Origin of the sequence: Pantoea stewartii subsp. stewartii (assembly GCF_008801695.1) — a bacterium.
Lineage (GTDB): Bacteria > Pseudomonadota > Gammaproteobacteria > Enterobacterales > Enterobacteriaceae > Pantoea > Pantoea stewartii.
In genome coordinates, this window is the sequence record NZ_VZPF01000073.1 from 1 (window position 1) to 26,372 (window position 26,372).

Below are 26,372 nucleotides of genomic sequence, written 5' to 3' on the forward strand. Positions count from 1 at the left end.
AGCTGCCAGAAGGCGTTGAAATGGTTATGCCAGGCGACAACATCAAAATGGTTGTTACCCTGATCCACCCAATCGCAATGGACGAAGGTCTGCGCTTCGCAATCCGCGAAGGTGGCCGTACCGTTGGCGCGGGCGTTGTTGCCAAAGTTATCGCTTAATTACCGATAATATTTGACGTAATGCACATGGAAAGGGCATCATTTGATGCCCTTTTTGTACGCTGTTTTATAGAACCTGACTCATCAGTGATTTTGCACCATAATCATTGCTGAGACAGGCTCTGTTATGCGGCGCTGGATACCGAGTTACGCTCCAAAAGCTCATTCGGTTTGGATGCCTCGCGATGCGGGGCAGAATAGTTTCTGAATTATTGTGGCAGGTTGGTTTATGAGTGCGAATACCGAAGCTCAAGGGAGCGGGCGCGGCCTCGAAGCGCTGAAATGGGTAGTGGTAGTCTTATTACTGCTTGCGGCGATCGTAGGTAACTACCTCTATCGTGATGTGACGTTACCTCTGCGTGCGTTGGCTGTTGTTATTTTGATTGCAGCAGCAGGCGGCATTGCGCTTTTAACGACCAAAGGCAAAGCGACCGTAGCCTTTGCACGTGAAGCAAGAACCGAAATGCGCAAGGTTATCTGGCCAACCCGCCAGGAGACACTGCATACCACGTTAATCGTTGCCGCGGTCACTGCCGTGATGTCACTGATTTTGTGGGGGCTGGATGGCATTCTGGTCCGTCTGGTATCGTTTATCACTGGCCTGAGGTTCTGAGATGTCTGAAGCTCCAAAAAAACGCTGGTACGTCGTGCAGGCGTTTTCCGGTTTTGAAGGCCGCGTAGCACAGTCGCTGCGTGAGCACATCAAATTGCACAACATGGAAGAGCTGTTTGGCGACGTCATGGTGCCGACTGAAGAAGTGGTCGAGATCCGTGGTGGTCAACGCCGTAAAAGCGAACGTAAATTCTTCCCAGGCTACGTTCTGGTTCAGATGGTAATGAATGATGCCAGCTGGCACCTCGTTCGCAGCGTGCCACGCGTAATGGGTTTCATCGGTGGTACTTCTGACCGCCCTGCGCCAATCAGCGATAAAGAAGTTGATGCGATCATGAACCGCCTGCAGCAGGTAGGTGACAAGCCACGTCCGAAAACGCTGTTCGAACCGGGCGAAATGGTACGCGTCAACGATGGTCCGTTTGCCGACTTTAACGGCGTGGTCGAAGATGTCGATTATGAGAAGAGTCGTCTGACTGTTTCGGTCTCCATCTTTGGACGTGCAACACCTGTCGAACTCGACTTCGGTCAGGTGGAGAAAGGCTAACCTTTCTTTCACTATTTGGCTGTTGCAGCAGGCGCGAAATTAAACTATAATTTCGCGCCTTTTGTTTTTATGTGCTGGCAACAGCGTGTAAATCGTTACCACGGGGAGCCTTTTAAAGGCGCTATAACCCAATTGAGGAATTATCATGGCTAAGAAAGTACAAGCCTACGTCAAGCTGCAGGTTGCAGCTGGTATGGCGAACCCAAGTCCACCAGTTGGTCCAGCTCTGGGTCAGCAGGGTGTTAACATCATGGAATTCTGTAAAGCGTTTAACGCCAAAACAGAATCACTGGAAAAAGGCCTGCCTACTCCAGTTGTTATCACCGTATACAGCGACCGTTCTTTCACCTTCATTACCAAAACGCCTCCGGCTGCCGTTCTGCTGAAAAAAGCAGCGGGCATCAAGTCTGGTTCTGGTAAGCCGAACAAAGATAAAGTCGGTAAAGTGACTCGTGCTCAGGTACGTGAAATCGCAGAAACTAAAGCTGCGGACATGACTGGTTCTGACGTTGAAGCGATGACTCGCTCAATCGAAGGTACTGCTCGTTCCATGGGCCTGGTAGTAGAGGACTAAGAAATGGCAAAGCTGACCAAGCGCATGAGCGTTATTCGCGACAAAGTTGACGCGACTAAGCAGTACGATATTGCTGAAGCAATCGCATTACTGAAAGAGCTGGCTACCGCTAAGTTCGTTGAAAGCGTAGACGTTGCTGTTAACCTCGGCATCGACGCTCGTAAATCTGACCAGAACGTACGCGGCGCGACCGTTCTGCCACACGGTACAGGTCGTTCTGTACGTGTAGCCGTATTCACCCAGGGCGCAAACGCTGAAGCTGCTAAAGCAGCTGGCGCTGAGCTGGTAGGTATGGAAGATTTGGCTGAGCAGATCAAGAAAGGCGAAATGAACTTTGACGTTGTTATTGCATCTCCAGATGCAATGCGCGTTGTTGGCCAGTTAGGCCAGGTTCTGGGTCCACGTGGCCTGATGCCAAACCCGAAAGTCGGTACTGTAACCCCGAACGTTGCTGAAGCGGTTAAGAACGCTAAAGCAGGTCAGGTTCGTTATCGTAACGACAAAAACGGCATCATCCACACTACCATCGGTAAAGTGGACTTCGATGCTGACAAACTGAAAGAAAACCTGGAATCTCTGCTGGTTGCGCTGAAAAAAGCAAAACCTGCTCAGGCGAAAGGCGTGTACATCAAGAAAGTCAGCATCTCTACCACCATGGGCGCCGGCGTTGCCGTTGACCAGGCTGGTCTGAGCGCAGCGGCAAACTAATTGCTGCTTGAAACGGGCGAAAAATTCACCTAGAATCTTACGCCCGTTGTTCTGCATTCATGCAGATGTCATCGTGAGTAAGTCAGATTGTGCGAACGCAGCGACTGAGTCAGTCGCCTGAAACACAGTAAAGTGTTCAGTAGGCCTTATAAAGGCTGTCAGTGCAAGGCAATCTGAGCCACGATGTACAGCCGAATTTTAGGTTGGAGCCAGGCCTTATCCTGGCCTCCGTCCAAGACCGCAGGAGCTGCACATTTTCGGATGTAATGCTTAATACCCTGCGTAGACGGTGACAGAACCAAAAGAATTTTTCTTTACTGGATTCTGCTCACCGTGTAATAGCGCTTATTTTCCTTCGGGCGAATAAGTGAAGTGAGTTCCGGGGAAATCCATCCCCGGTCAAATCCAGGAGCTAAAGCTAATGGCATTAAATCTTCAAGACAAACAAGCGATTGTTGCTGAAGTCAGCGAAGTAGCCAAAGGTGCGCTTTCAGCGGTTGTTGCGGATTCTCGTGGCGTTACCGTTGATAAAATGACCGAACTGCGTAAAGCAGGCCGTGAAGCTGGCGTTTACATGCGTGTTGTTCGTAACACCCTGCTGCGCCGCGTCGTTGAAGGTACTCAGTTCGAGTGCCTGAAAGACACGTTTGTTGGTCCGACCCTGATTGCATATTCTATGGAACACCCGGGCGCTGCTGCTCGTCTGTTCAAAGATTTCGCGAAAGCGAATGCAAAATTTGAGGTCAAAGCTGCAGCCTTTGAAGGTGAGCTGATCACGGCGGCCAATATTGACCGTCTGGCAACGCTGCCGACCTACGAAGAAGCACTGGCACGTCTGATGTCGACCATGAAAGAAGCCGCTGCCGGCAAACTGGTTCGCACTCTGGCTGCTGTTCGCGATGCAAAAGAAGCGGCTTAAGGCCTCTCTTTTCTTCGTACTTGCTAACGTATAAACTTTTTCTGATTCTTAGGAACAATTGTTATGTCCATCACTAAAGACCAAATTCTGGAAGCCGTTGCCGCTATGTCCGTAATGGAAGTAGTTGAGCTGGTTTCTGCTATGGAAGAAAAATTCGGCGTTTCTGCTGCTGCTGCTGTAGCTGTTGCTGCTGGCCCAGCTGAAGCTGTTGAAGAGAAAACTGAATTCGACGTTATCCTGAAAGCTGTTGGCGCGAACAAAGTTGCAGTAATCAAAGCCGTTCGTACCGCAACTGGTCTGGGCCTGAAAGAAGCCAAAGATCTGGTTGAAGCAACTGGCGTGATCAAAGAAGGCATCAGCAAAGATGACGCAGCTGCACTTGAAGCTGCTCTAAAAGAAGCTGGCGCTGAAGTTGAAGTTAAGTAAGACAACCCTCGGGTTGCAGTCTGAGTAATATCAGACTGATGGCTGGTGACTTTTTGGTCACCAGCCTTTTTGCGCTCCAGGGCCTCAATGGGGTTTCGCACTGTTTGTCCATTGTTGCTCTTCAATATCTTTCTCTATCGACGACTTAATATACTGCTTTCCTGTGCGGGTTCCCTGCCCACGCTGAAGCAATGAAATGATTTAAGCGTGATAGAAAGAGGTATTGCACACACTGCCGGGCAGTGCGTGAATCAAACAAAATCGTGTTGCATGAACTGTCCTGTCAGGACGGACAGCGTGGGTCGACTTGTCAGCTAGCTGAGGAACCCTATGGTTTACTCCTATACCGAGAAAAAACGTATTCGTAAGGATTTTGGTAAACGTCCACAAGTTTTGGACATACCTTATCTCCTTTCTATCCAGCTTGATTCGTTTCAGAAGTTTATCGAGCAAGATCCAGAAGGTCAGTACGGACTGGAAGCTGCCTTCCGCTCTGTATTCCCTATCGCGAGCTACAGCGGCAACTCTGAGTTGCAGTATGTCAGCTATCGCTTAGGTGAACCTGTCTTTGACGTGAAAGAATGTCAGATCCGTGGCGTGACCTACTCGGCACCGCTGCGCGTCAAACTGCGTCTGGTGATCTATGAGCGCGAAGCGCCAGAAGGCACAGTAAAAGACATTAAAGAACAAGAAGTCTACATGGGTGAAATTCCACTCATGACAGACAACGGTACCTTTGTTATCAACGGTACTGAGCGTGTTATCGTTTCTCAGCTGCATCGTAGTCCTGGCGTATTCTTTGACAGCGATAAAGGTAAAACCCACTCATCGGGTAAAGTGCTGTATAACGCACGTATCATTCCTTACCGTGGTTCATGGCTGGACTTCGAGTTTGACCCGAAAGACAACCTTTTCGTCCGTATTGACCGTCGTCGTAAGCTGCCGGCCAGTATCATCCTGCGTGCACTGCATTACACCACTGCTGAAATCCTCGATATCTTCTTCGAGAAAGTGGTGTATGAAATCCGTGACAACAAGCTGCAGATGGAACTGGTGCCAGAGCGCCTGCGTGGTGAAACCGCGACCTTCGATATCGAATCGAACGGCACGGTCTACGTTGAGAAAGGGCGTCGCATCACTGCGCGTCACATTCGTCAGCTCGAAAAAGACGGTATCCAGCACATTGAAGTGCCTGTTGAATATATTGCAGGCAAAGTGGTCTCTAAAGATTATATCGATGAGAACACCGGTGAACTGATTATCGCAGCGAACATGGAGCTGTCGCTGGATCTGCTGGCCAAGCTGAGCCAGGCGGGTCACAAGCGTATCGAAACGCTGTTCACCAACGATCTGGATCACGGCCCTTATATCTCCGAGACCCTGCGCGTCGACCCAACCAACGATCGCCTGAGCGCGCTGGTTGAGATTTACCGCATGATGCGTCCTGGTGAGCCACCTACGCGTGAAGCAGCAGAGAACCTGTTCGAGAACCTGTTCTTCTCTGAAGATCGTTACGATCTTTCTGCTGTCGGTCGCATGAAGTTCAACCGTTCATTGCTGCGTGATGAAATCGAAGGTTCAGGTATCCTGAGCAAAGAAGACATCATCGAAGTGATGAAAAAGCTGATCGACATCCGTAACGGTAAAGGCGAAGTGGACGATATCGACCACCTCGGTAACCGTCGTATTCGTTCAGTGGGTGAAATGGCGGAAAACCAGTTCCGAGTCGGCCTGGTCCGTGTTGAGCGTGCAGTGAAAGAGCGTCTTTCTCTGGGCGACCTCGACACATTGATGCCTCAGGACATGATCAACGCCAAACCTATTTCGGCGGCGGTGAAAGAGTTCTTTGGTTCAAGCCAGCTGTCCCAGTTTATGGATCAGAACAACCCGTTGTCAGAGATTACGCACAAGCGTCGTATCTCTGCTCTCGGCCCGGGTGGTTTAACCCGTGAGCGTGCCGGCTTCGAAGTGCGTGACGTACACCCAACGCACTACGGTCGTGTCTGCCCAATCGAAACCCCTGAAGGTCCGAACATCGGTCTGATCAACTCCTTGTCTGTATATGCGCAGACGAACGAGTACGGTTTCCTGGAAACCCCTTATCGTCGCTTGATCGACGGTGTGGTTTCCGATGAAATTCATTACCTGTCTGCCATCGAAGAAGGTAACTATGTCATCGCTCAGGCGAATACCAACCTGTCAGAAGAAGGTGCGTTCGTTGATGACCTGGTGACCTGCCGTAGCAAAGGTGAATCGAGTCTGTTCAGCCGCGATCAGGTTGACTACATGGACGTTTCGACCCAACAGGTTGTTTCCGTCGGTGCATCACTGATCCCGTTCCTGGAACACGATGATGCTAACCGCGCCCTGATGGGTGCGAACATGCAACGTCAGGCCGTTCCTACACTGCGTGCCGATAAGCCGCTGGTAGGGACTGGTATGGAGCGCGCGGTTGCCGTTGACTCCGGTGTTACCGCTGTGGCGAAACGTGGCGGTACCGTTCAGTACGTTGATGCATCACGTATCGTTATTAAAGTTAACGAAGACGAAATGTATCCGGGCGAAGCGGGCATCGACATCTACAACCTGACCAAATACACCCGTTCTAACCAGAACACCTGTATCAACCAGATGCCATGTGTATCTCTGGGCGAGCCAGTTGAGCGTGGTGATGTGCTGGCTGATGGCCCGTCTACCGATCTCGGTGAACTGGCGCTGGGTCAGAACATGCGCGTCGCGTTCATGCCGTGGAACGGTTACAACTTCGAAGACTCCATCTTAGTCTCCGAGCGCGTGGTGCAGGAAGATCGCTTCACGACCATCCACATTCAGGAACTGGCCTGTGTGTCTCGCGACACCAAGCTGGGGCCAGAAGAGATTACCGCTGACATCCCGAACGTGGGTGAGGCTGCACTCTCTAAACTGGATGAATCCGGTATCGTTTACATCGGTGCGGAAGTGACCGGTGGTGACATTCTGGTTGGTAAAGTGACGCCAAAAGGCGAAACCCAGCTGACACCAGAAGAGAAACTGCTGCGTGCGATATTCGGTGAGAAAGCGTCTGACGTGAAAGACTCTTCTCTGCGCGTGCCTAACGGTGTTTCGGGTACGGTTATCGACGTTCAGGTCTTCACCCGCGATGGCGTGGAAAAAGACAAACGTGCGCTGGAAATCGAAGAGATGCAGCTGAAGCAGGCGAAGAAAGACCTGTCTGAAGAGCTGCAGATTCTGGAAGCGGGCCTGTTCAGCCGTATCCAGTCTGTCCTGATTTCTGGTGGCGTTGAAGCAGACAAACTGGACAAGCTGCCGCGTGAGCGTTGGCTGGAACTGGGTCTGACTGACGAAGCCAAGCAAAATCAGCTGGAACAGCTGGCAGAGCAGTACGACGAACTGAAGCACGAGTTTGAGAAAAAACTCGAAGGCAAGCGTCGTAAAATCACACAAGGCGATGATCTGGCACCAGGCGTGCTGAAAATCGTTAAGGTTTATCTGGCCGTTAAACGTCAGATTCAGCCTGGTGATAAGATGGCAGGTCGTCACGGTAACAAAGGTGTTATCTCGAAGATCAACCCAATCGAAGATATGCCTTACGATGAGAACGGTACGCCGGTGGATATCGTACTGAACCCGCTGGGCGTACCTTCACGTATGAACATCGGTCAGATCCTTGAGACGCACTTAGGGATGGCAGCGAAAGGTATCGGCGAGAAAATCAACGCGATGCTGAAGAAGCAGGAAGAAGTCGCCAAACTGCGCGAATTCATCCAGCGTGCTTACGATCTGGGCACAGATGTGCGTCAGAAAGTTGACCTGAATACCTTTAGTGATGATGAAGTTCTGCGTCTGGCTGAAAACCTGAAAAAAGGTATGCCAATCGCCACGCCGGTGTTTGATGGTGCGAAAGAGAGCGAAATCAAAGAGCTGTTAGAGCTCGGCGGTCTGCCTTCTTCCGGTCAGATTACCCTGTTTGATGGTCGCACTGGTGAGCAGTTCGAACGTCAGGTAACCGTTGGTTTTATGTACATGCTGAAACTCAACCACCTGGTTGATGACAAGATGCACGCACGTTCTACCGGTTCCTACAGCCTCGTTACTCAGCAGCCGCTGGGTGGTAAGGCACAGTTCGGTGGTCAGCGCTTCGGTGAGATGGAAGTATGGGCACTGGAAGCATACGGTGCGGCATATACCCTCCAGGAAATGCTTACCGTTAAGTCTGATGACGTTAACGGCCGTACCAAGATGTATAAGAACATCGTGGATGGCAACCATCAGATGGAACCTGGCATGCCAGAATCGTTCAACGTACTGTTGAAAGAGATTCGCTCGCTGGGTATCAACATCGAGCTGGAAGACGAGTAACCCTCAGTAGCAGGCTTCGGCCTGTAAGCGCAGGGTTAACGCGCTCGCATTTGTACTGGTTATGGGGCGTTCAATTTCGGTTGGACGCCCCTGAGTCTCACTCCGACGGGAGCTAATCCGTGAAAGACTTACTTAAGTTTCTGAAAGCGCAAACTAAGACCGAAGAGTTTGATGCGATCAAAATTGCGCTGGCTTCGCCAGACATGATCCGTTCATGGTCTTTTGGTGAAGTTAAAAAGCCGGAAACCATTAACTACCGTACCTTCAAGCCAGAGCGTGACGGTCTTTTCTGTGCCCGTATTTTTGGACCGGTAAAAGATTACGAATGCCTGTGCGGTAAGTACAAGCGTTTAAAACATCGTGGCGTAATCTGCGAGAAGTGTGGCGTAGAAGTTACACAGACCAAAGTACGTCGTGAGCGCATGGGCCACATTGAGCTGGCATCACCGACTGCGCACATTTGGTTCCTGAAATCACTGCCATCGCGTATCGGCTTGCTGCTGGATATGCCGCTGCGTGATATCGAGCGCGTGCTGTACTTCGAATCTTATGTTGTGATCGAAGGCGGCATGACTAACCTGGAAAAACGTCAGATTCTGACGGAAGAGCAGTACCTTGACGCGCTGGAAGAGTTCGGTGACGAATTCGACGCGAAGATGGGTGCAGAAGCTATCCAGGCGCTGCTGAAAAATATGGATCTGGAGCAAGAGTGCGAGCAGCTGCGTGAAGAGCTGAACGCAACCAACTCCGAGACCAAGCGTAAAAAACTGACCAAGCGTATCAAGCTGCTGGAAGCGTTCGTTCAGTCTGGTAATAAGCCAGAGTGGATGATCCTGACCGTTCTGCCGGTTCTGCCGCCTGATCTGCGTCCGCTGGTACCGCTGGATGGTGGTCGTTTCGCTACGTCGGATCTGAACGATCTGTATCGTCGCGTGATCAACCGTAACAACCGTCTGAAACGCCTGCTGGATCTGGCTGCGCCAGATATCATCGTACGTAACGAAAAACGTATGCTGCAGGAAGCGGTTGATGCCCTGCTGGATAACGGTCGTCGCGGTCGTGCGATCACCGGTTCTAACAAGCGTCCTCTGAAATCTTTGGCCGATATGATCAAAGGTAAGCAGGGTCGTTTCCGTCAGAACCTGCTCGGTAAGCGTGTCGACTACTCCGGTCGTTCTGTTATTACCGTTGGTCCATACCTGCGTCTGCATCAGTGCGGTCTGCCGAAGAAAATGGCACTGGAGCTGTTCAAACCGTTCATCTACGGCAAGCTGGAACTGCGTGGCCTGTCCACCACCATCAAAGCCGCGAAGAAGATGGTTGAGCGTGAAGAAGCTGTCGTTTGGGATATCCTGGACGAAGTCATCCGCGAACACCCGGTCCTGCTGAACCGTGCACCAACGCTGCACCGTTTAGGTATCCAGGCCTTTGAACCGGTTCTGATCGAAGGTAAAGCAATCCAGCTTCACCCGCTGGTTTGTGCGGCCTATAACGCCGACTTCGATGGTGACCAGATGGCTGTTCACGTACCGCTGACGCTGGAAGCCCAGCTGGAAGCGCGTGCGCTGATGATGTCGACCAACAACATTCTGTCACCGGCGAACGGCGAGCCAATCATCGTTCCTTCACAGGACGTTGTACTGGGTCTGTACTACATGACCCGCGACAAAGTGAATGCCAAAGGTGAAGGCATGGTGCTGACCGGCCCGAAAGAAGCTGAGCGTGTTTATCGCGCTGGCCTGGCCGAGCTGCATGCGCGCGTTAAAGTGCGTATCACTGAGTACAGCAAAAACGAGCAGGATGAGTTCGTTGCGAAAACCAGCTTGATCGACACCACCATTGGTCGTTCGATTCTGTGGATTATCGTACCGAAAGGTCTGCCTTTCTCCATCGTCAACCAGGCGCTGGGTAAAAAGGCTATCTCTAAAATGCTGAACACCTGTTATCGCATTTTGGGCCTGAAGCCGACCGTTATCTTTGCTGACCAGACCATGTACACCGGTTTCGCCTACGCCGCCCGTTCAGGTGCGTCTGTTGGTATCGACGACATGGTTATCCCAGCCAAGAAAGTGGAAATCATCTCTGAAGCCGAAGCCGAAGTGGCCGAAATTCAGGAACAGTTCCAGTCTGGTCTGGTTACCGCCGGCGAACGTTACAACAAAGTCATCGATATCTGGGCTGCCGCGAACGAGCGCGTAGCGAAGGCGATGATGGAAAACCTCTCAACCGAGACCGTGATTAACCGTGACGGCGAAGAAGAGAAACAGGTTTCCTTTAACAGCATCTTTATGATGGCCGACTCCGGTGCGCGTGGTTCTGCTGCACAGATTCGTCAGCTGGCCGGTATGCGTGGTCTGATGGCTAAGCCAGATGGCTCCATCATTGAAACGCCTATCACCGCGAACTTCCGTGAAGGTCTGAACGTACTTCAGTACTTCATCTCGACGCACGGTGCACGTAAAGGTCTGGCAGATACCGCACTGAAAACCGCGAACTCCGGTTATCTGACGCGTCGTCTGGTTGACGTTGCGCAGGATCTGGTTGTCACCGAAGACGACTGTGGTACACACGAAGGCATCATGATGACGCCAGTCATCGAAGGTGGCGACGTGAAAGAGCCACTGCGTGAGCGCGTTCTGGGCCGTGTAACGGCAGAAGACGTTCTGAAGCCTGGCACGGCTGATATTCTGGTTCCACGTAACACACTGCTCGATGAGCACTGGTGTGACGTGCTGGAACTGAACTCAGTCGACAGCGTGAAGGTGCGTTCGGTTGTAGGTTGTGAAACCGACTTTGGTGTATGTGCGCATTGCTATGGTCGCGACTTGGCACGTGGTCACATCATCAACAAAGGCGAAGCAATCGGTGTTATCGCGGCACAGTCAATCGGTGAGCCGGGTACACAGCTGACGATGCGTACGTTCCACATCGGTGGTGCGGCATCTCGTGCGGCAGCTGAATCCAGCATTCAGGTGAAGAACAAAGGTACCATCAAGCTGACCAATGCTAAGTCGGTAACGAACTCAGCAGGCAAGCTGGTGATCACCTCGCGTAACGTTGAACTGAAAATGATCGACGAATTTGGCCGTACGAAAGAGAGCTATAAAGTTCCTTACGGTGCGACCATGGCGAAAGGTGATGGTGAGCAGGTTGCTGCGGGTGAAACCGTTGCAAACTGGGATCCGCATACCATGCCAGTTATCACAGAAGTGGGCGGTTTCATTCGCTTCACCGACATGATCGATGGTCAGACCATTACGCGTCAGACTGACGACTTAACGGGTCTGTCATCGCTGGTGGTTCTGGACTCTGCAGAACGTACCTCAGGTGGTAAAGATCTGCGTCCGGCACTGAAAATCGTTGATGCCAACGGCAATGATGTTCTGATCCCAGGTACCGATATGCCTGCTCAGTACTTCCTGCCAGGTAAAGCGATTGTACAGCTGGAAGATGGCGTGAAGATCAGCTCGGGTGATACCCTGGCGCGTGTTCCGCAGGAATCTGGCGGTACCAAGGATATTACCGGTGGTCTGCCACGCGTTGCTGACCTGTTCGAAGCGCGTCGTCCGAAAGAGCCAGCAATCCTGGCGGAGATCAGCGGCATCATCTCCTTCGGTAAAGAAACCAAAGGTAAGCGTCGTCTGGTGATTACACCGCTGGATGGTAGCGATCCGTACGAAGAGATGATTCCGAAATGGCGTCAGCTGAACGTGTTCGAAGGTGAACGTGTTGAGCGCGGTGACGTGGTTTCCGATGGTCCAGAGTCACCACATGACATCCTGCGTTTACGTGGCGTGCATGCGGTTACCCGTTACATCACTAACGAAGTGCAGGAAGTTTACCGTCTGCAAGGCGTTAAGATTAACGATAAGCACATCGAAGTCATCGTTCGTCAGATGCTGCGTAAAGCTACTATCATGAGCGCGGGCAGCACCGAGTTCCTGGAAGGTGAGCAGGCTGAATTCTCTCGCATCAAGATCTCTAACCGTGAACTTGAAGCGAACGGAAAAGTTGGCGCAACCTTCGTACGTGACCTGCTGGGTATCACTAAAGCGTCACTGGCAACCGAATCGTTCATCTCTGCAGCATCGTTCCAGGAAACTACACGTGTCCTGACTGAAGCGGCAGTAGCAGGCAAGCGCGACGAACTGCGCGGTCTGAAAGAGAACGTGATCGTGGGTCGTTTGATCCCGGCCGGTACCGGTTACGCTTATCACCAGGATCGTATGCGTCGTCGTGCGGCAGGCGAAGTGCCAGCTGCACCGCAGGTGACTGCTGACGAAGCATCCGCAAGCCTGGCGGAGTTACTGAACGCGGGTCTGGGCGGTAACAACGACGAGTAATCGTCAAACGCCCGATAAAAAACCCTGCTCCGGCAGGGTTTTTTTTTGCCTGCGAGATCAGGCTGTCTTGTACAGGCGGCACCGGCATTCATAACGCGTACTGTCGTGAAGAGTGTTTTCCGAAGTCCATCCTGTTAACGAATTCGACTCACGCCTGTTTCCAGGCGAGCCGTAATTAAAAGCGTTTGTTGATATCGCTTCTCTTTAACCCGATATCTTTCAGCGCACTGTCGCTCAGTCTGCATAAAATCATGCGGGTTTCGCGCCGACACTGCCAGCGACGAAAATGATGCCAGATAAAGTGAAACAGGCTGAGTGAAACTGCAAAGGGTTTAGCGCTACGATTTTCCTCATATCCCATGATCCTGCCCTCAGTAAGTAACCTGAGAAATATTTTCATGCAGATACAATTTCCAATACAGATGCACCCGAAGCAATTATTTAACATACAGATTGCCGTCAGCGTGGACTGAATGGTAGAAATACAGGCTGTCTGTACTGTTTTGTCGGGTCATCAACCTGGCTGAGGTCGATCATGACGCGCTATCAACATTTAGCCACATTGCTGGAAAAACGTATTGAACAGGGGTTGTACCAAAGTGGCGAACGCCTGCCCTCCGTTCGGAGTTTGAGCGTCGAACATGGTGTCAGCATCAGCACGGTACAGCAGGCCTATTATCTGCTGGAGCAGAAACAGCTGATTATTGCGCAGGCGCGTTCCGGGTATTTTGTGGCGCCGCATAAGGCGATGCCGCCCGTTCCGGCCTTGACGCGTCCGGCGCAACATCCGGTGGAAATTACCCAGTGGGACGCGGTGCTTGACCTGCTTAACAGCCGCCGGGAACAGGATGTACTGCAACTGGGCAGCGGTATGCCGGATTTAACGCAGTCCACACTGAAACCTCTGTGGAAGGCGTTTAGCCGTCAGGCGCAGCAGCAGGAAAGCACGCTGCTGAATTACGACAACCTTTACGGTGTCGCCCGGCTGAGAGAACAAATTGCCCGGTTGATGATCGACAGCGGCTGCCAACTGACCTCAGAAGATATTGTGATTACCACAGGCTGCCACGAAGCGCTGTCAGTGTCCGTGCGCGCAGTATGCCAGCCCGGCGATATCATTGCGGTCGAATCGCCGTCATTTCACGGCATCATGCAGACATTGCGTGGATTCGGCATTCGGGCCATTGAGATTCCGACCGATTCTGTAACGGGAATCAGCCTTGAAGCGCTGGAACTGGCCTTTGATCAGTGGCCGATCAAAGCGGTCGTCGTCGTCCCTAACTGCAACAATCCTCTTGGCTTTATCATGCCCGAAAAGCGCAAGCGCGCACTGCTGAGTCTGGTACAGCGTTTTGATGCGGCGATCATTGAAGACGATGTTTATGGTGAGCTGGCCTGGGAGTACCCGCGGCCTTCATCCATTAAATCTCTGGATACAGAAGGACGCGTATTGCTGTGCAGCTCGTTTTCCAAAACGCTGGCACCGGGTTTACGTGTGGGCTGGGTGGCGCCCGGACGCTTCCGCGATCGTGTTTTGCATATGAAATACATTGTGACAGGTTCTACCGCCACTCAGCCTCAGCATGCCGTAGCTGACTTTATCCAGCAGGGCCATTACCAGACGCATCTTCGGCGGATGCGCCAGGTTTACCAGCGCAATTACGACACCTTTTCCTGCTGGGTACGGCATTACTTCCCTTGCGGTATCTGCGTCACGCGGCCTCAGGGCGGTTTTTTGATGTGGATTGAATTGCCTGAGGCATTTGATGCGGTGCAGCTCAACCACGAATTACGCAAATCAGGGATCCAGATTGCCGTAGGCTCGCTGTTTTCGGCCTCCGGAAAGTACCGTAACTGTCTGCGCCTGAATTACGCCTTGCCCTCAAGCAGTAAGATTGAACAGGCATTGGCCTTGACCGGTAAGGCTGTCGAGCGGGCGATGGCCGCCTGTGCGCATCAGCCGTCGGCTGACCTGTCCGCCGTTATCGATATCATTGCTTCAGGTAGTGAGAAGCAGGGCCAGAAAGAGGAGGGAACTGGCCCTGGTCAGGCCATCCCGGCCGGACGCCAGTGACTTTAAAGGACAGAAAAAAGCCGCGCCAGTCGCAATGTTCATTGCCGTGCGCGGCTTTCCAGTTTTTATCTGCCTGTTGCACCACGTGCGCGTTTATCTGCGCGACAGGGTGGTTAATGCCCGGATTCGTGCTCAACAAGCCGTAACAGCTCGCGGGTGGCCGCCCGCCAGTCCTCTGCCTGCGTAATGGCGCTCACCACGGCGATACTGCCGACACCAGTTTCCAGTACCGCCGGAACGCGATCAATGCTGATGCCGCCAATCGCCACGGTAGAGATCCCCTGCAACCGACTCAGATGGCGTTTAAGTTCAGACAAACCCTGCGGAGAAGAGGGCATCACCTTCGTCTGGGTAGGAAAGATATGTCCCAGCGCAATGTAGGAAGGACGCAGCGCCAGCGCCCGATCCAGCTCAGCATCATCGTGCGTGGAAATGCCCAGGCGCAAGCCTGCGTCCAGAATGCGCTGCACATTGGCCACGGCCAGATCTTCCTGCCCCAGATGAACGCCATAAGCCTTATGCTTAATCGCCAGCTGCCAGTAGTCATTAATAAACAGGCGCGCCTGGTAACGCTGACCTGTTGCGATAGCCTGGATGATGGTGGGTTCAACGATCTCATCTGGCAGATCCTTAATCCGCAGCTGAATCGTGCGCACCCCGGCATCCAGTAAGCGTTCGATCCATTCAACGCTGTCGACCACCGGATACAGCCCTAATCGCGGCGCGGTAGCGGGAAAGGCGTTCATTTACTCCTCCTTAATCGCTGTGGCGGGATGGTAGAGTTCACCGCCCCGTTCACGGAAATGATCAGACATCTGCGCCATGCCAACCTCAATAGCCTGCGCTTCCGCTTCCTGTCTGGCAGCATAGTCACGCACTTCCTGCGTGATCTTCATCGAGCAAAACTTAGGGCCGCACATTGAACAGAAGTGGGCGACTTTACCCGATTCCTGTGGCAACGTTTCATCGTGATAGGCCCGGGCTGTATGAGGATCCAGCGCCAGATTGAACTGATCTTCCCAGCGAAATTCGAAGCGCGCTTTCGACATGGCATTGTCGCGGATCTGCGCCCCCGGATGGCCTTTGGCCAGATCGGCAGCATGCGCGGCGATCTTGTAGGTGATTAACCCCTGTTTCACATCCTCTTTGTTTGGCAGGCCAAGATGCTCCTTCGGCGTGACGTAACACAACATCGCGCAGCCAAACCAGCCAATCATGGCGGCACCGATGCCAGAGGTAAAATGATCGTAGCCCGGCGCAATGTCGGTCGTCAGTGGGCCCAGAGTATAAAACGGCGCTTCATGGCAATGTTCCAGCTGCTCTGTCATGTTGCGACGGATCATCTGCATCGGGATATGGCCGGGGCCTTCGATCATCACCTGTACGTCATATTCCCAGGCTATTTTTGTCAGTTCACCCAGCGTGTGCAGCTCAGCGAACTGTGCTTCGTCGTTGGCGTCCTGAATCGATCCGGGGCGTAATCCGTCGCCCAGGGACAAAGCGATATCGTAGGCTGCGCAAATTTCACAGATGTCGCGGAAGTGTTCATAGAGAAAGCTCTCTTTATGATGAGACAGGCACCACTTCGCCATAATGGAGCCACCACGGGACACAATACCGGTCAGGCGTTTTGCAGTCATAGGAACGTAGCGCAGCAGCACACCCGCATGGATAGTAAAATAATCCACGCCCTGTTCGGCCTGCTCCAGTAACGTATCGCGGAAAATGTCCCAGTTCAGGTTTTCAGCCACACCGTTGACCTTCTCCAGTGCCTGATAAATCGGAACAGTGCCGATGGGAACAGGACTATTACGTAGAATCCATTCACGGGTTTCATGAATATAGCGTCCGGTCGACAGATCCATGACCGTATCCGCGCCCCAGCGTGTGGACCAGACCAGCTTTTCTACTTCTTCTTCAATAGACGAGGTCACCGCTGAGTTACCAATGTTGGCATTCACCTTCACCAGAAAGTTGCGTCCGATGATCATCGGTTCGGATTCGGGATGGTTGATATTGGCCGGAATAATGGCGCGGCCAGCGGCCACTTCCTGGCGTACAAACTCGGGGGTAATGTTTTCGGGCAGATGGGCACCAAAGCTGTGGCCCGGATGCTGTTGCAGCAGTACCTCACCACGAAGGCGCTCACGGCCCATGTTCTCCCTGATGGCGATGAACTCCATCTCTGGCGTGATGATTCCCCGACGCGCGTAATGTAACTGGGTCACACAGCGGCCGGCTTTAGCACGGCGCGGCGTTGGCAGATGTTCAAAGCGCAGGTGATCCAGTCCGTCATCAGCCAGTCGCTGCTGCGTATACGCCGAGCTAATCTGCGTCAGTTTTTCGCTGTCGTCGCGCTCTTCAATCCAGCGAGCACGCAGTTTATCCAGTCCGCGATGCACGTCGATTTTTGCTGCCGGATCGCCATAGGCACCGGCGGTGTCATAAACCGGCACAGGCTCATTTTCCTGGTAAACGGGCTCATCTTTACTGCCGCCGGTCAATGTAGGGCTAAGCTGGATTTCGCGCATGGGGACACGAATGTCGTCACGACTGCCGGTCAGCCAGATACGTTTTGAGTTGGGAAAGGCACTGCCACCCTGCAGGGAATCAATGAATTCCTGTGCCTGAGCACGTTGTTCGCGACGGGTCGTTTTCGTAGTAGACATAGCAATATTCCAGTAAGTGGGAAGGTTGCTTGTCCGGAGTTCGGAAGGAGTAACGGCACAGCGGGCACCCTGAGTGCGGCGTACCGTAAAAATTTACTCTTGTTCCCTTCGCAGGTTCTAACCTGATCAGGTTCCGCGGATCCCGAATTAACGGTCTCAGCCCAATGGGCACTCCGACAAGATTTGGTTTAACGGTTAATCAGGTCCCGCAAGGACGTGCAACCGTCAAACCCTGACAACATAAAACAGATGTTTTAAAGCCTACTCAGCATAAGGGGGCTTTTTATGAATCACAAGTTATTTACATTTGCGGCACTGTTAAGCAGGGCGGGCAATTTCACTGTCGTTCGCCACAGGCGGAGTCAGGTGATTGTCCCATGCCATTTGGATTCAAGGGTAAAACGCGCTTCAAGAGCTTCGCCGACTTCTGACAAGGCGTGCTGAAACGTCACATAGTTGTCGTCATCGATGGCCTGTTGCAGGTGGCCGTCATACAACTGCATCAACTGCTCGGTATTGGCTTCCAGCGACGGGTAAATCTGCGCGGCAGCCAGCAGCGGACTGGTGCCGTCCATCTCTGCAATCAAACGCTGGTAAAGGCTAAAGTGACCAGATGAAAGATAATCGACCAGCGTGTGGCAAAAGTTATCCAGTGCCTGCTCGTCCAGGCGAGTCAGCGCTTCTTTTTTTGGCTTGATGCCGACCAAATGGTAATAAGAAACCAACAGCTGGCGGCGAGCTGCCAGCCATGAATCTACCAGTTCATTACTGCCACCTACGCGTTGGGTCAGAACGTCTAACTGGTTAAGCATAGTTAACTCCGTATGCGTTATGCACCTTCATATTTCAGATTAGCGATGCGCCAATTGCGCTTGTTCTCCGCGAACCTGTCGGGATAAATAAGCGTGCTGTCGTCTTGCAACCAGAATTATTTGGGTATAGTTGTTCATCTACACACTTAACATCGGGACTTCAGCGTGCGGGTTGACGCTAAGGATGACGAAATAAATGCAATGCGAAATTTCAAGCGTAGACGCTGGATGGTGGATTGTCAGTAGTGAACAGAAAATTTGGTTACCGCAAGGCGATTTACCTCACGGAAACGCACAGCAGTTTGGCCTGATCGGGCACCAGGGGCGCGTGATTGGCGAATGGCAGGGAGAGAAGGTCTGGCTGATTTGTGAAACGCGTTCGTCAGATATGTTGTCGTTGCGCCAGTTACTCAACGAAGATCCGGGCCTGTTTCAGCTGGCCGGGCGCGGGGTGCAGTTAGCGGAGTTTTACCGATCCCATCGCTGGTGCGGCTATTGTGGTCATGAGATGCACGCCAGTAAACGCGAATTTGCCTGCCTGTGTAGCCATTGCCGTGAACGTTATTACCCACAAATTGCGCCCTGTATTATCGTTGCTATCCGCCGTGGAGATGAGATCCTGCTGGCCAACCATGCGCGTCATCGTAATAACATTTACACTGTGCTGGCCGGGTTCGTTGAAGTCGGTGAGACCATTGAACAGGCGGTTGCACGCGAAGTGATGGAAGAGAGCAACGTGCGCGTGAAGAATGTCCGTTATGTCACTTCCCAGCCCTGGCCTTTCCCGCAGTCCTTAATGATGGCCTTTATGGCGGAGTATGACGGCGGCGACTTACAGCACGACGGTAAAGAGCTGTTGGATGCCGGATGGTTCCGTTTTGATGCGCTGCCTTTACTGCCTCCACCTGGCACCGTTGCCCGTCGATTAATTGAAGATACCGTTGCCCTCTGCCGCGCTGAGGCGTGAGAGTGCTACACTACTCGCTTGATACCGAGAGAGTCCTGACATGAGTGAACTGAAGAACGACCGTTATTTGCGCACCCTGTTACGCCAGCCTGTCGATGTTACCCCCGTATGGATGATGCGCCAGGCCGGACGATATTTGCCGGAATATAAAGCCACGCGTGCCCAGGCGGGCGACTTTATGTCGCTGTGTAAGAATGCCGAGCTGGCCTGCGAAGTCACCCTGCAACCATTGCGTCGCTACAAGCTCGATGCGGCCATCCTCTTCAGTGATATTCTCACCATTCCTGATGCGATGGGATTAGTGCTGTACTTCGAAACGGGGGAAGGTCCATGCTTTTCAAACCCCGTAACCTGCCGTGCCGATGTCGATCGCCTGCCTGTTCCCGATCCTGAACAGGAACTGGGTTACGTGATGAATGCCGTACGGACCATCCGTAAGAACCTTAATGGTGAGGTGCCCTTAATTGGTTTTTCAGGCAGTCCGTGGACGCTGGCAACCTATATGGTAGAAGGCGGCAGTAGCAAGGCCTTCACCAAAATTAAAAAAATGATGTACGCCGAACCTGCCACATTGCATGCCATGCTGGATAAGCTGGCCGACAGCGTTATTCTCTATCTCAATGCTCAGATCCGCGCCGGGGCGCAGTCAGTCATGGTGTTTGACACCTGGGGCGGCGCATTGAGTGGCCGCGATTATCGCGAGTTCTCGCTTTATTACATGCATAAAATCGTCGACAGCGTACTGCACGAAAACGAAGGCCGTCGTGTGCCGATCACGCTGTTTACTAAAGGCGGCGGTCAGTGGCTTGAGGCCATGGCTGAAACAGGCTGCGATGCACTGGGCCTGGACTGGACTATCGACATCAGTGAGGCCCGCCGTCGTGTCGGGCATAAAGTCGCCTTACAGGGCAATATGGATCCCTCCATGCTGTACGCACCACCGGCCCGTATCGAGCAGGAAGTGGCCAGTATTCTGGACGGTTTCGGCAAAGGTGAAGGCCACGTATTCAATCTGGGACATGGTATCCATCAGGATGTACCGCCAGAGCATGCCGGCGTCTTCGTTGAGGCGGTGCACCGCCTTTCCCGCCAGTATCATCAGGAGTCATAATGGATATTGCTGCACTTCGTGCGGAGCAACAACAGCGTGCCGCAGACGTCGTGCGGCAGGACGATTTTGATGTGCTGCCGCCACGCTTTATTGGTGGCGCAGACGCCGGGTTTGAACAGGAAGGTGCGGTCACGCGCGCGGCGCTGGTTATTCTCGAATACCCGTCGCTGAAGCTGTTGGAGCATCGTATCGCGCGCATCGAGACGACTATGCCGTACATTCCTGGCTTTCTCTCTTTCCGGGAATATCCCGCCTTGCTGGCGGCATGGAATATGCTGGAGCAGAAGCCTGACCTGTTGTTTGTCGACGGTCACGGCATTTCGCATCCGCGTCGGCTCGGTGTGGCGTCACACTTTGGACTGATGGTCGATGTTCCCACCATCGGTGTCGCCAAAAAGCGTTTGTGCGGACGGTTTGAGCCGCTGGACGAGACTCCCGGCAGTCGCCAGCCGTTAATGGATAAAGGGGAGCAAATTGGCTGGGTATGGCGCAGCAAGGTACGCTGTAATCCGCTGTTTGTGGCCACTGGGCATCGCGTCAGCCTGGACAGTGCCCTCGATTGGGTTGAAAAGTGTACTCAGGGCTACCGTTTACCGGAACCGACGCGCTGGGCAGATGCTGTCGCATCACGCCGACCTGCATTTCTGCGCTGGCAAAACGCGCTTTAGCACTGTTTGTAGGGCGCTTTTGCGTTACACTGCGGCCAGCGAAACGAATAAGAGCTCTGTGTATGTTACAAAACCCTGTGCATTTGCGTCTGGCAAAGCTGGAAAGCTGGCAACATCTGACGTTTATGGCTTGCCTGTGCGAGCGCATGTATCCTAATTACATGGCCTTTTGCCAGCAAACTGCGTTTGCCGATCCTGCGCTTTACCGCCGAATTCTCGATCTGATTTGGGAAACGCTGACGGTGAAAGATGCAAAGATCAACTTCGACAGTCAACTGGAAAAGCTCGAAGCTGCGATTCCGGATGGCGATGATTTTGAGGTCTACGGCGTGTATCCGGCCATCGATGCCTGTGTGGCATTAAGTGAAGTGCTGCACGCCCTGTTAAGTGGTGAAACGCTTGAACATGCGATTGAAGTCAGCAAGACCTCCATCACCACCGTGGCCATTCTGGAAATGACTCAGGCAGGTCGTGAAATGACCGATGAAGAGCTGCGGGAAAACCCGGCTGTCATCGACGAATGGGACCTGCAATGGGAGATTTTTCGCCTGCTCGCAGACTGTGAAGAGCGAGACCTTGAATTGATAAAAGGTCTGCGATCCGACCTGCGCGAGGCGGGAATTAGTAACATCGGTATAAAAATTCAGCAATAAGGCGAGAAAACGTGACTTCAGGCCTTAATTAGCGCGCCTGGAGGCTTCACATCAGCCCCCTGTCTGGTCTACATTTGGGGGGCTGAAAATTGTGGCTATCGGTGCGTGCAGGCTGAAGAGTGCCCGAAGTTGGCTTTTCCCTCGCACTCGTTGCTTAGCAAGCGATAAATACACTTTAAGGATAACTTATGAACAAGACTCAACTGATTGATGTGATCGCAGAAAAAGCTGACCTGTCTAAAACCCAGGCCAAGGCAGCGCTGGAATCTACTCTGGCTGCAATCACTGAGTCTCTGAAAGAGGGTGATGCTGTACAACTGGTTGGTTTTGGTACTTTTAAAGTGAACCACCGCGCTGAGCGTACCGGTCGTAACCCACAGACTGGCAAAGAAATCAAAATCGCTGCGGCAAACGTACCTGCATTCGTGTCTGGTAAAGCTCTGAAAGACGCCGTCAAGTAAGACGTCGCATAGCGGTAAAGTTTTAAACAGGGGCGATTTCGCCCCTTTTGTTTAAGGGCCAGCCACCATGACTACGCTGCTTCAGCGCTTTTCTGCCCTGCTTCTCTCCTCACTGATTATCGGGTGCAGTTCCACCCCGACATTCCCGCCTTTTCCGCCAGTGGTTACCTGGCCGACCGTGGCAGTGTGCGTATCTGGCGTAAGAATACGGATCATCAGTCTGTGCATATTCGTACGCTGTATAACCCGTTTAACAGCGAAAAAAGCGAAACGACAGACTACCGCTGGCTGGGCGATCATCTGGTCAGCGTTGAGCGTCAGGTGAAAGGCGCGCCTCCCGACGATGTCACCCTGCGATTTGACCAGAATGGCAGTCTTAACTTTATGCAGCGCCAGCTTGCTACTCAACGTGAAGCGGTCAGCCCTGATACGGTGGAACTTTATAAGTTTGATGCGCAACGTATGCGGGACGTCAGCGATGCGCTCTTAAGCGGTCGGGTGTTTCTGAAGCAGGGGCACTGGGCAGGGGGCAATGTCGTGGAGACCTGTGACGGCCAAAAGGTGACGCCAGCGTTTGACAGTGAGGCATGGCAGACGCTCACGCATTACCGCCGTCATTCCGCTGGTCCCTTGATGGTTTCATGGCTGGAAGCGCCGGAAGGCGTTCAACTGTTGCGGGTCAGCCACAAAGACGAATGTGCAGATGAGCCCAAAGAGGCAGATTTCTGAGGCATGAAAAAGGGGCACAACGTGTGCCCCTGTCATCGTTACTGGCGACCAATGGCGCGATAGCCGATATCGCGGCGGCAGAAACTGCCTTGCCAGAAAATCGGCTGAGCAAGCGCATAAGCGCGCTTCTGCGCAGCGGCAACGTCATCGCCTAACGCGGTGACGCACAACACACGTCCACCGTTAGTCAGTACGCGGTCGCCTTCCAGGCGTGTACCGGCATGGAAAACTTTGCCGTCAGCCGCTTCTTCCTGCGGCAAACCGTGAATCTGTTCGCCGTTCGCGTAGGGGCCAGGGTAGCCACCTGCCGCCAGCACCACACCCAGCGAAGGGCGGGGATCCCATTGTGAGTCTTTTTGATCGAGCTTGCCTTCACAGGCAGCCAGACAGAGATCCACCAGATCCGATTGCAGGCGCAGCATAATGGGCTGCGTTTCCGGATCGCCGAAACGGCAGTTGAATTCGATCACTTTTGGCTGACCGGTCTTATCGATCATCAGCCCGGCATATAAGAAGCCTGTGTAGACATTCCCTTCTGCTGCCATGCCACGTACGGTTGGCCAGATGACCTGGTCCATGACGCGCTGGTGGATTTCATCCGTCACCACTGGTGCAGGAGAGTAAGCGCCCATACCGCCGGTGTTTGGTCCTGTATCCCCATCGCCGACGCGTTTGTGATCCTGACTGGTGGCCATCGGCAGGACATTCTCGCCATCGACCATCACGATAAAACTGGCTTCTTCACCGTCCAGGAACTCTTCGATCACAATACGGTGCCCGGCGTCACCAAAGGCGTTGCCCGCCAGCATATCCTGCACCGCGTTTTCGGCTTCCTGCAACGTCATGGCCACAATGACACCTTTACCGGCAGCCAGGCCATCGGCTTTGATGACAATGGGCGCCCCTTTTTCACGCAGATAGGCCAGCGCAGGGGCGACCTCGGTGAAATTATGGTATTCGGCAGTGGGGATGTTGTGACGCGCAAGGAAGTCTTTCGTGAACGCTTTCGAACCTTCCAGCTGTGCGGCAGCCTGAGTCGGACCAAAGATTTTTAAGCCGGCGGCATGGAATGCATCAACCACGCCAATCACCAGCGGCGCTTCGGGTCCAACGATAGTGAGATCGATCTGTTCACGTTGCGCAAAGGCAAGTAATGCCGGGATATCTGTTGGAGAAATATCGACGTTCTGTAAAGCCCGTTCCAGCGCCGTACCTGCATTACCAGGGGCGACAAAAACGGCCGTTGCCAGCGGCGACTGGGCGGCTTTCCAGGCCAGGGCATGTTCACGTCCGCCGTTACCGATGATTAAAATTTTCATAAAACGCTCCACAGAATTAATGACGGAAGTGACGCATATCAGTAAAGATCATGGCAATACCGTGTTCATCGGCAGCTGCAATCACTTCGTCGTCGCGGATAGAGCCGCCTGGCTGAATTACACAGCTCACGCCCACGGCTGCAGCGGCATCAATACCATCACGGAATGGGAAGAACGCATCGGAAGCCATCGCAGAACCTTTAACTTCGAGACCTTCATCACCCGCTTTGATGCCCGCAATTTTGGCAGAATAGACGCGGCTCATCTGGCCCGCACCTATGCCAATAGTCATATTGTCGCGTGCATAGACAATGGCGTTGGACTTAACGAATTTAGCCACTTTCCAGCAGAACAGAGCATCACGCAGTTCCTGTTCAGAAGGCTGACGCTTGCTGACGACACGCAACTGGCTGGCATCGACCATCCCGAGATCGCGATCCTGAACCAGCAGACCACCATTCACCCGTTTGAAATCCAGCGCGGCGACACGGCCCTGCCATTCACCACATACCAGTACACGAACGTTTTGTTTCGCCGCCGTGATTTTCAGGGCTGCTTCGGTCGCGGAAGGGGCGATGATCACTTCAACAAACTGTCGGCTGATAATGGCCTGTGCGGTCGCCTCGTCCAGCTCACGGTTAAACGCAATAATACCGCCAAATGCAGAGGTAGGATCGGTCTGGTAAGCGCGCTCGTAAGCCGCCAGAATGGACTCGCCGACGGCCACGCCGCAAGGATTAGCATGCTTTACAATGGCGCACGCGGGCTCAGCGAATTCTTTTACGCACTCCAGTGCTGCATCGGTATCCGCAATGTTGTTATAAGACAGCGCTTTGCCCTGCACCTGCTCGGCGGTAGCGACAGAGGCCTCCTGTACATTTTCTTCTATATAGAAGGCGGCATCCTGATGGCTGTTCTCGCCATAACGCATATCCTGCTTTTTAACGAAGTTAAGATTGAGGGTGCGTGGGAAGCGTCCTGCCGGCTGCTCAGTTTCACCATGGTAGGCGGGAACCATGCTACCGAAGTAGTTGGCGATCATGCTGTCGTACGCAGCGGTGTGTTCAAACGCTTTGATCGCCAGGTCAAAACGGGTTTCCAGCGTCAGTGAGTTTTGGTTAGCGTCCAGCTCGGCGATGATGGCCGGGTAGTCGCTGCTCTTTACCACAATCGCCACATCTTTGTGGTTCTTGGCCGCCGAGCGCACCATGGTTGGGCCACCAATATCAATGTTCTCTACGGCATCTTCCAGTGAGCAGTCTGGCTTCGCGACGGTTTGTGCAAAGGGATAAAGGTTAACGACCACCATATCGATAGGGTTGATAGCGTGCTGCGCCATTACCGCATCATCTTGTCCGCGACGTCCCAGAATGCCGCCATGGACCTTCGGGTGCAGCGTTTTAACGCGTCCATCCATCATTTCCGGGAAACCGGTGTAGTCAGACACTTCGATGACGGGGAGCCCTGCCTCTGCCAGCAGACGTGCGGTGCCGCCTGTAGAGAGCAGCTCAACACCACGTTGGGAGAGTGCCTGAGCAAATTCGAGGATGCCGGCTTTATCAGAAACACTGAGCAGGGCGCGGCGTAAAGGACGAGGTTGTTGCATGGTGGTTTTATCCCTTGGCTTTGATTCGCGTAAATAAGAGCGTTACATCAAGTTTGCGAGCTTTCTTCCTCTTTATAGAGAAGTGAAAACGCGAAAACTTCAGGTAACGCCCCGAAAAGGGGCATCCATAGCGTTGCGGGGGCATTGTAGCGAAAACGTTTGCGTGATGCTCGTCTAAATTTGTACGTAACAGGAATGTGGATAACTTTGTGTGTAACTGCGTATAAGGCGGGCTTTTGCTGTGGAATGCAGCGAACAGTCATTTTTATTGAATTTAGCCCTTGTCAGCCTGCGAGAACTCCCTATAATGCGCCTCCATCGACACGGCACAACGGCTTACGGAATGCGGTGTTGAGAGGGTCAGGCAACTGAGCCGCCGGAGAAAAACTTCTGAAAAAGAGGTTGACTCTGAAGGAGGAAAGCGTAATATACGCCGTCTCGCAACAGACGGTTAACCCGTTGGTTGCACTGCTCTTTAACAATTTATCAGACAATCTGTGTGGGCACTCGCAGGATTGATATCCGCGTCTCCGGACGCAAAAAAATATCAAGTCTTAAGAGTGAACACGTATTGAAATTCATTACGACGTTTTCCTTGAGCATCGCTGCACTGGTTGCAGCAAATCAAACTTTAAATTGAAGAGTTTGATCATGGC

20 protein-coding genes, 2 pseudogenes and 1 riboswitch are annotated in these 26,372 nt (G+C 52.9%); of the genes and pseudogenes, 16 read left to right on the forward strand and 6 right to left on the reverse strand.

Annotated elements, in window-relative coordinates; all coding sequences use genetic code 11:
• From F7Q90_RS19225 to rpoC, 9 genes are all read left to right on the forward strand, one after another.
• On the forward strand, positions 1 to 158 hold a 158-nt coding region (locus F7Q90_RS19225; protein ID WP_455906703.1), incomplete at its 5' end, for an EF-Tu C-terminal domain-related protein.
• A gap of 229 nt (positions 159 to 387) precedes the next feature.
• Positions 388 to 771, forward strand: a complete 384-nt coding sequence (secE, locus tag F7Q90_RS19230; RefSeq protein WP_006121494.1) for a preprotein translocase subunit SecE — start codon at positions 388 to 390, stop codon at positions 769 to 771.
• A 1-nt stretch (position 772) separates the two neighbouring features.
• Positions 773 to 1,318: a transcription termination/antitermination protein NusG gene (nusG, locus tag F7Q90_RS19235; RefSeq protein ID WP_003848088.1), complete on the forward strand. Its 546-nt coding sequence runs from the start codon at positions 773 to 775 to the stop codon at positions 1,316 to 1,318.
• A 145-nt stretch (positions 1,319 to 1,463) separates the two neighbouring features.
• Positions 1,464 to 1,892, forward strand: a complete 429-nt coding sequence (rplK, locus tag F7Q90_RS19240) for a 50S ribosomal protein L11 (protein WP_006121495.1) — start codon at positions 1,464 to 1,466, stop codon at positions 1,890 to 1,892.
• A gap of 3 nt (positions 1,893 to 1,895) precedes the next feature.
• Positions 1,896 to 2,600: a 50S ribosomal protein L1 gene (gene rplA / locus F7Q90_RS19245; RefSeq protein ID WP_006121496.1), complete on the forward strand. Its 705-nt coding sequence runs from the start codon at positions 1,896 to 1,898 to the stop codon at positions 2,598 to 2,600.
• A gap of 421 nt (positions 2,601 to 3,021) precedes the next feature.
• Positions 3,022 to 3,519, forward strand: a complete 498-nt coding sequence (gene rplJ, locus F7Q90_RS19250) for a 50S ribosomal protein L10 (RefSeq protein WP_003848098.1) — start codon at positions 3,022 to 3,024, stop codon at positions 3,517 to 3,519.
• A 63-nt stretch (positions 3,520 to 3,582) separates the two neighbouring features.
• A complete protein-coding gene (gene rplL / locus F7Q90_RS19255) occupies positions 3,583 to 3,945 on the forward strand; it encodes a 50S ribosomal protein L7/L12 (RefSeq protein WP_006121499.1) in 363 nt (120 codons plus the stop codon).
• A gap of 330 nt (positions 3,946 to 4,275) precedes the next feature.
• Entirely contained in the window at positions 4,276 to 8,304 is a 4,029-nt protein-coding gene (rpoB, locus tag F7Q90_RS19260; protein WP_006121500.1) for a DNA-directed RNA polymerase subunit beta, read from the forward strand.
• A 119-nt stretch (positions 8,305 to 8,423) separates the two neighbouring features.
• The gene (gene rpoC / locus F7Q90_RS19265) at positions 8,424 to 12,647 is read left to right on the forward strand and encodes a DNA-directed RNA polymerase subunit beta' (RefSeq protein ID WP_006121501.1); all 4,224 of its coding nucleotides are present in this window, start codon (positions 8,424 to 8,426) and stop codon (positions 12,645 to 12,647) included.
• A 175-nt stretch (positions 12,648 to 12,822) separates the two neighbouring features.
• Here the strand turns inward: rpoC and F7Q90_RS19270 are convergent, their stop codons facing one another.
• Positions 12,823 to 13,008 (reverse strand): DUF1127 domain-containing protein, encoded by a 186-nt coding sequence (locus F7Q90_RS19270; protein WP_006121502.1) that lies wholly within the window; start codon positions 13,006 to 13,008, stop codon positions 12,823 to 12,825.
• Positions 13,009 to 13,182: 174 nt separating this feature from the next.
• Here F7Q90_RS19270 and F7Q90_RS19275 point away from each other — a divergent pair, with 174 nt between their 5' ends.
• Positions 13,183 to 14,721 carry an aminotransferase-like domain-containing protein gene (locus tag F7Q90_RS19275; RefSeq protein ID WP_006121503.1) on the forward strand — a complete coding sequence of 513 codons (1,539 nt, stop codon included), beginning with the start codon at positions 13,183 to 13,185 and terminating at the stop codon, positions 14,719 to 14,721.
• Between the two features lie 113 nt (positions 14,722 to 14,834).
• On the opposite strand, the gene thiE is transcribed toward F7Q90_RS19275, so the two are convergent.
• The 3 genes and pseudogenes from thiE to rsd all read right to left on the reverse strand — a co-directional run bounded on the left by thiE (position 14,835) and on the right by rsd (position 18,202).
• Positions 14,835 to 15,467, reverse strand: a complete 633-nt coding sequence (gene thiE / locus F7Q90_RS19280) for a thiamine phosphate synthase (RefSeq protein ID WP_006121504.1) — start codon at positions 15,465 to 15,467, stop codon at positions 14,835 to 14,837.
• Complete coding sequence (gene thiC, locus F7Q90_RS19285) at positions 15,468 to 17,390, reverse strand: phosphomethylpyrimidine synthase ThiC (RefSeq protein WP_006121505.1); 1,923 nt, start codon at positions 17,388 to 17,390, stop codon at positions 15,468 to 15,470.
• Positions 17,391 to 17,476: 86 nt separating this feature from the next.
• Positions 17,477 to 17,576, reverse strand: a riboswitch (TPP riboswitch).
• 132 nt (positions 17,577 to 17,708) lie between these two features.
• Positions 17,709 to 18,202 (reverse strand): annotated as a pseudogene (gene rsd / locus F7Q90_RS19290) (sigma D regulator).
• A 196-nt stretch (positions 18,203 to 18,398) separates the two neighbouring features.
• Here rsd and nudC point away from each other — a divergent pair.
• From nudC to F7Q90_RS19320, 6 genes and pseudogenes are all read left to right on the forward strand, one after another.
• Complete coding sequence (gene nudC, locus F7Q90_RS19295) at positions 18,399 to 19,169, forward strand: NAD(+) diphosphatase (protein ID WP_006121507.1); 771 nt, start codon at positions 18,399 to 18,401, stop codon at positions 19,167 to 19,169.
• Positions 19,170 to 19,209: 40 nt separating this feature from the next.
• Positions 19,210 to 20,280 carry a uroporphyrinogen decarboxylase gene (gene hemE, locus F7Q90_RS19300; RefSeq protein ID WP_006121508.1) on the forward strand — a complete coding sequence of 357 codons (1,071 nt, stop codon included), beginning with the start codon at positions 19,210 to 19,212 and terminating at the stop codon, positions 20,278 to 20,280.
• Entirely contained in the window at positions 20,280 to 20,948 is a 669-nt protein-coding gene (gene nfi / locus F7Q90_RS19305; protein WP_006121509.1) for a deoxyribonuclease V, read from the forward strand. Before hemE ends, nfi begins: the two co-directional genes overlap by 1 nt.
• Before the next feature lie 62 nt (positions 20,949 to 21,010).
• Positions 21,011 to 21,601, forward strand: coding sequence for a YjaG family protein (locus tag F7Q90_RS19310; protein ID WP_006121510.1), 591 nt, complete (start codon positions 21,011 to 21,013; stop codon positions 21,599 to 21,601).
• 188 nt (positions 21,602 to 21,789) lie between these two features.
• A complete protein-coding gene (gene hupA / locus F7Q90_RS19315; RefSeq protein ID WP_006121511.1) occupies positions 21,790 to 22,062 on the forward strand; it encodes a nucleoid-associated protein HU-alpha in 273 nt (90 codons plus the stop codon).
• 67 nt (positions 22,063 to 22,129) lie between these two features.
• A pseudogene (locus tag F7Q90_RS19320) lies at positions 22,130 to 22,791 on the forward strand (DUF1481 domain-containing protein).
• 38 nt (positions 22,792 to 22,829) lie between these two features.
• Here the strand turns inward: F7Q90_RS19320 and purD are convergent.
• Both purD and purH read right to left on the reverse strand, forming a co-directional pair.
• Complete coding sequence (purD, locus tag F7Q90_RS19325) at positions 22,830 to 24,110, reverse strand: phosphoribosylamine--glycine ligase (protein WP_006121513.1); 1,281 nt, start codon at positions 24,108 to 24,110, stop codon at positions 22,830 to 22,832.
• 16 nt (positions 24,111 to 24,126) lie between these two features.
• Positions 24,127 to 25,716 (reverse strand): bifunctional phosphoribosylaminoimidazolecarboxamide formyltransferase/IMP cyclohydrolase, encoded by a 1,590-nt coding sequence (gene purH, locus F7Q90_RS19330; RefSeq protein ID WP_006121515.1) that lies wholly within the window; start codon positions 25,714 to 25,716, stop codon positions 24,127 to 24,129.
• Positions 25,717 to 26,372 lie beyond the last annotated feature (656 nt).

Coding starts and splice junctions, on each gene's coding strand:
- secE (WP_006121494.1), top strand. CDS start 388: ATGAGTGCGAATACCGAAGCTCAAGGGAGCGGGCGCGGCCTCGAAGCG.
- nusG (WP_003848088.1), top strand. CDS start 773: ATGTCTGAAGCTCCAAAAAAACGCTGGTACGTCGTGCAGGCGTTTTCC.
- rplK (WP_006121495.1), top strand. CDS start 1,464: ATGGCTAAGAAAGTACAAGCCTACGTCAAGCTGCAGGTTGCAGCTGGT.
- rplA (WP_006121496.1), top strand. CDS start 1,896: ATGGCAAAGCTGACCAAGCGCATGAGCGTTATTCGCGACAAAGTTGAC.
- rplJ (WP_003848098.1), top strand. CDS start 3,022: ATGGCATTAAATCTTCAAGACAAACAAGCGATTGTTGCTGAAGTCAGC.
- rplL (WP_006121499.1), top strand. CDS start 3,583: ATGTCCATCACTAAAGACCAAATTCTGGAAGCCGTTGCCGCTATGTCC.
- rpoB (WP_006121500.1), top strand. CDS start 4,276: ATGGTTTACTCCTATACCGAGAAAAAACGTATTCGTAAGGATTTTGGT.
- F7Q90_RS19270 (WP_006121502.1), bottom strand. CDS start 13,008: ATGGGATATGAGGAAAATCGTAGCGCTAAACCCTTTGCAGTTTCACTC.
- F7Q90_RS19275 (WP_006121503.1), top strand. CDS start 13,183: ATGACGCGCTATCAACATTTAGCCACATTGCTGGAAAAACGTATTGAA.
- thiE (WP_006121504.1), bottom strand. CDS start 15,467: ATGAACGCCTTTCCCGCTACCGCGCCGCGATTAGGGCTGTATCCGGTG.
- thiC (WP_006121505.1), bottom strand. CDS start 17,390: ATGTCTACTACGAAAACGACCCGTCGCGAACAACGTGCTCAGGCACAG.
- nudC (WP_006121507.1), top strand. CDS start 18,399: ATGCAATGCGAAATTTCAAGCGTAGACGCTGGATGGTGGATTGTCAGT.
- hemE (WP_006121508.1), top strand. CDS start 19,210: ATGAGTGAACTGAAGAACGACCGTTATTTGCGCACCCTGTTACGCCAG.
- nfi (WP_006121509.1), top strand. CDS start 20,280: ATGGATATTGCTGCACTTCGTGCGGAGCAACAACAGCGTGCCGCAGAC.
- F7Q90_RS19310 (WP_006121510.1), top strand. CDS start 21,011: ATGTTACAAAACCCTGTGCATTTGCGTCTGGCAAAGCTGGAAAGCTGG.
- hupA (WP_006121511.1), top strand. CDS start 21,790: ATGAACAAGACTCAACTGATTGATGTGATCGCAGAAAAAGCTGACCTG.
- purD (WP_006121513.1), bottom strand. CDS start 24,110: ATGAAAATTTTAATCATCGGTAACGGCGGACGTGAACATGCCCTGGCC.
- purH (WP_006121515.1), bottom strand. CDS start 25,716: ATGCAACAACCTCGTCCTTTACGCCGCGCCCTGCTCAGTGTTTCTGAT.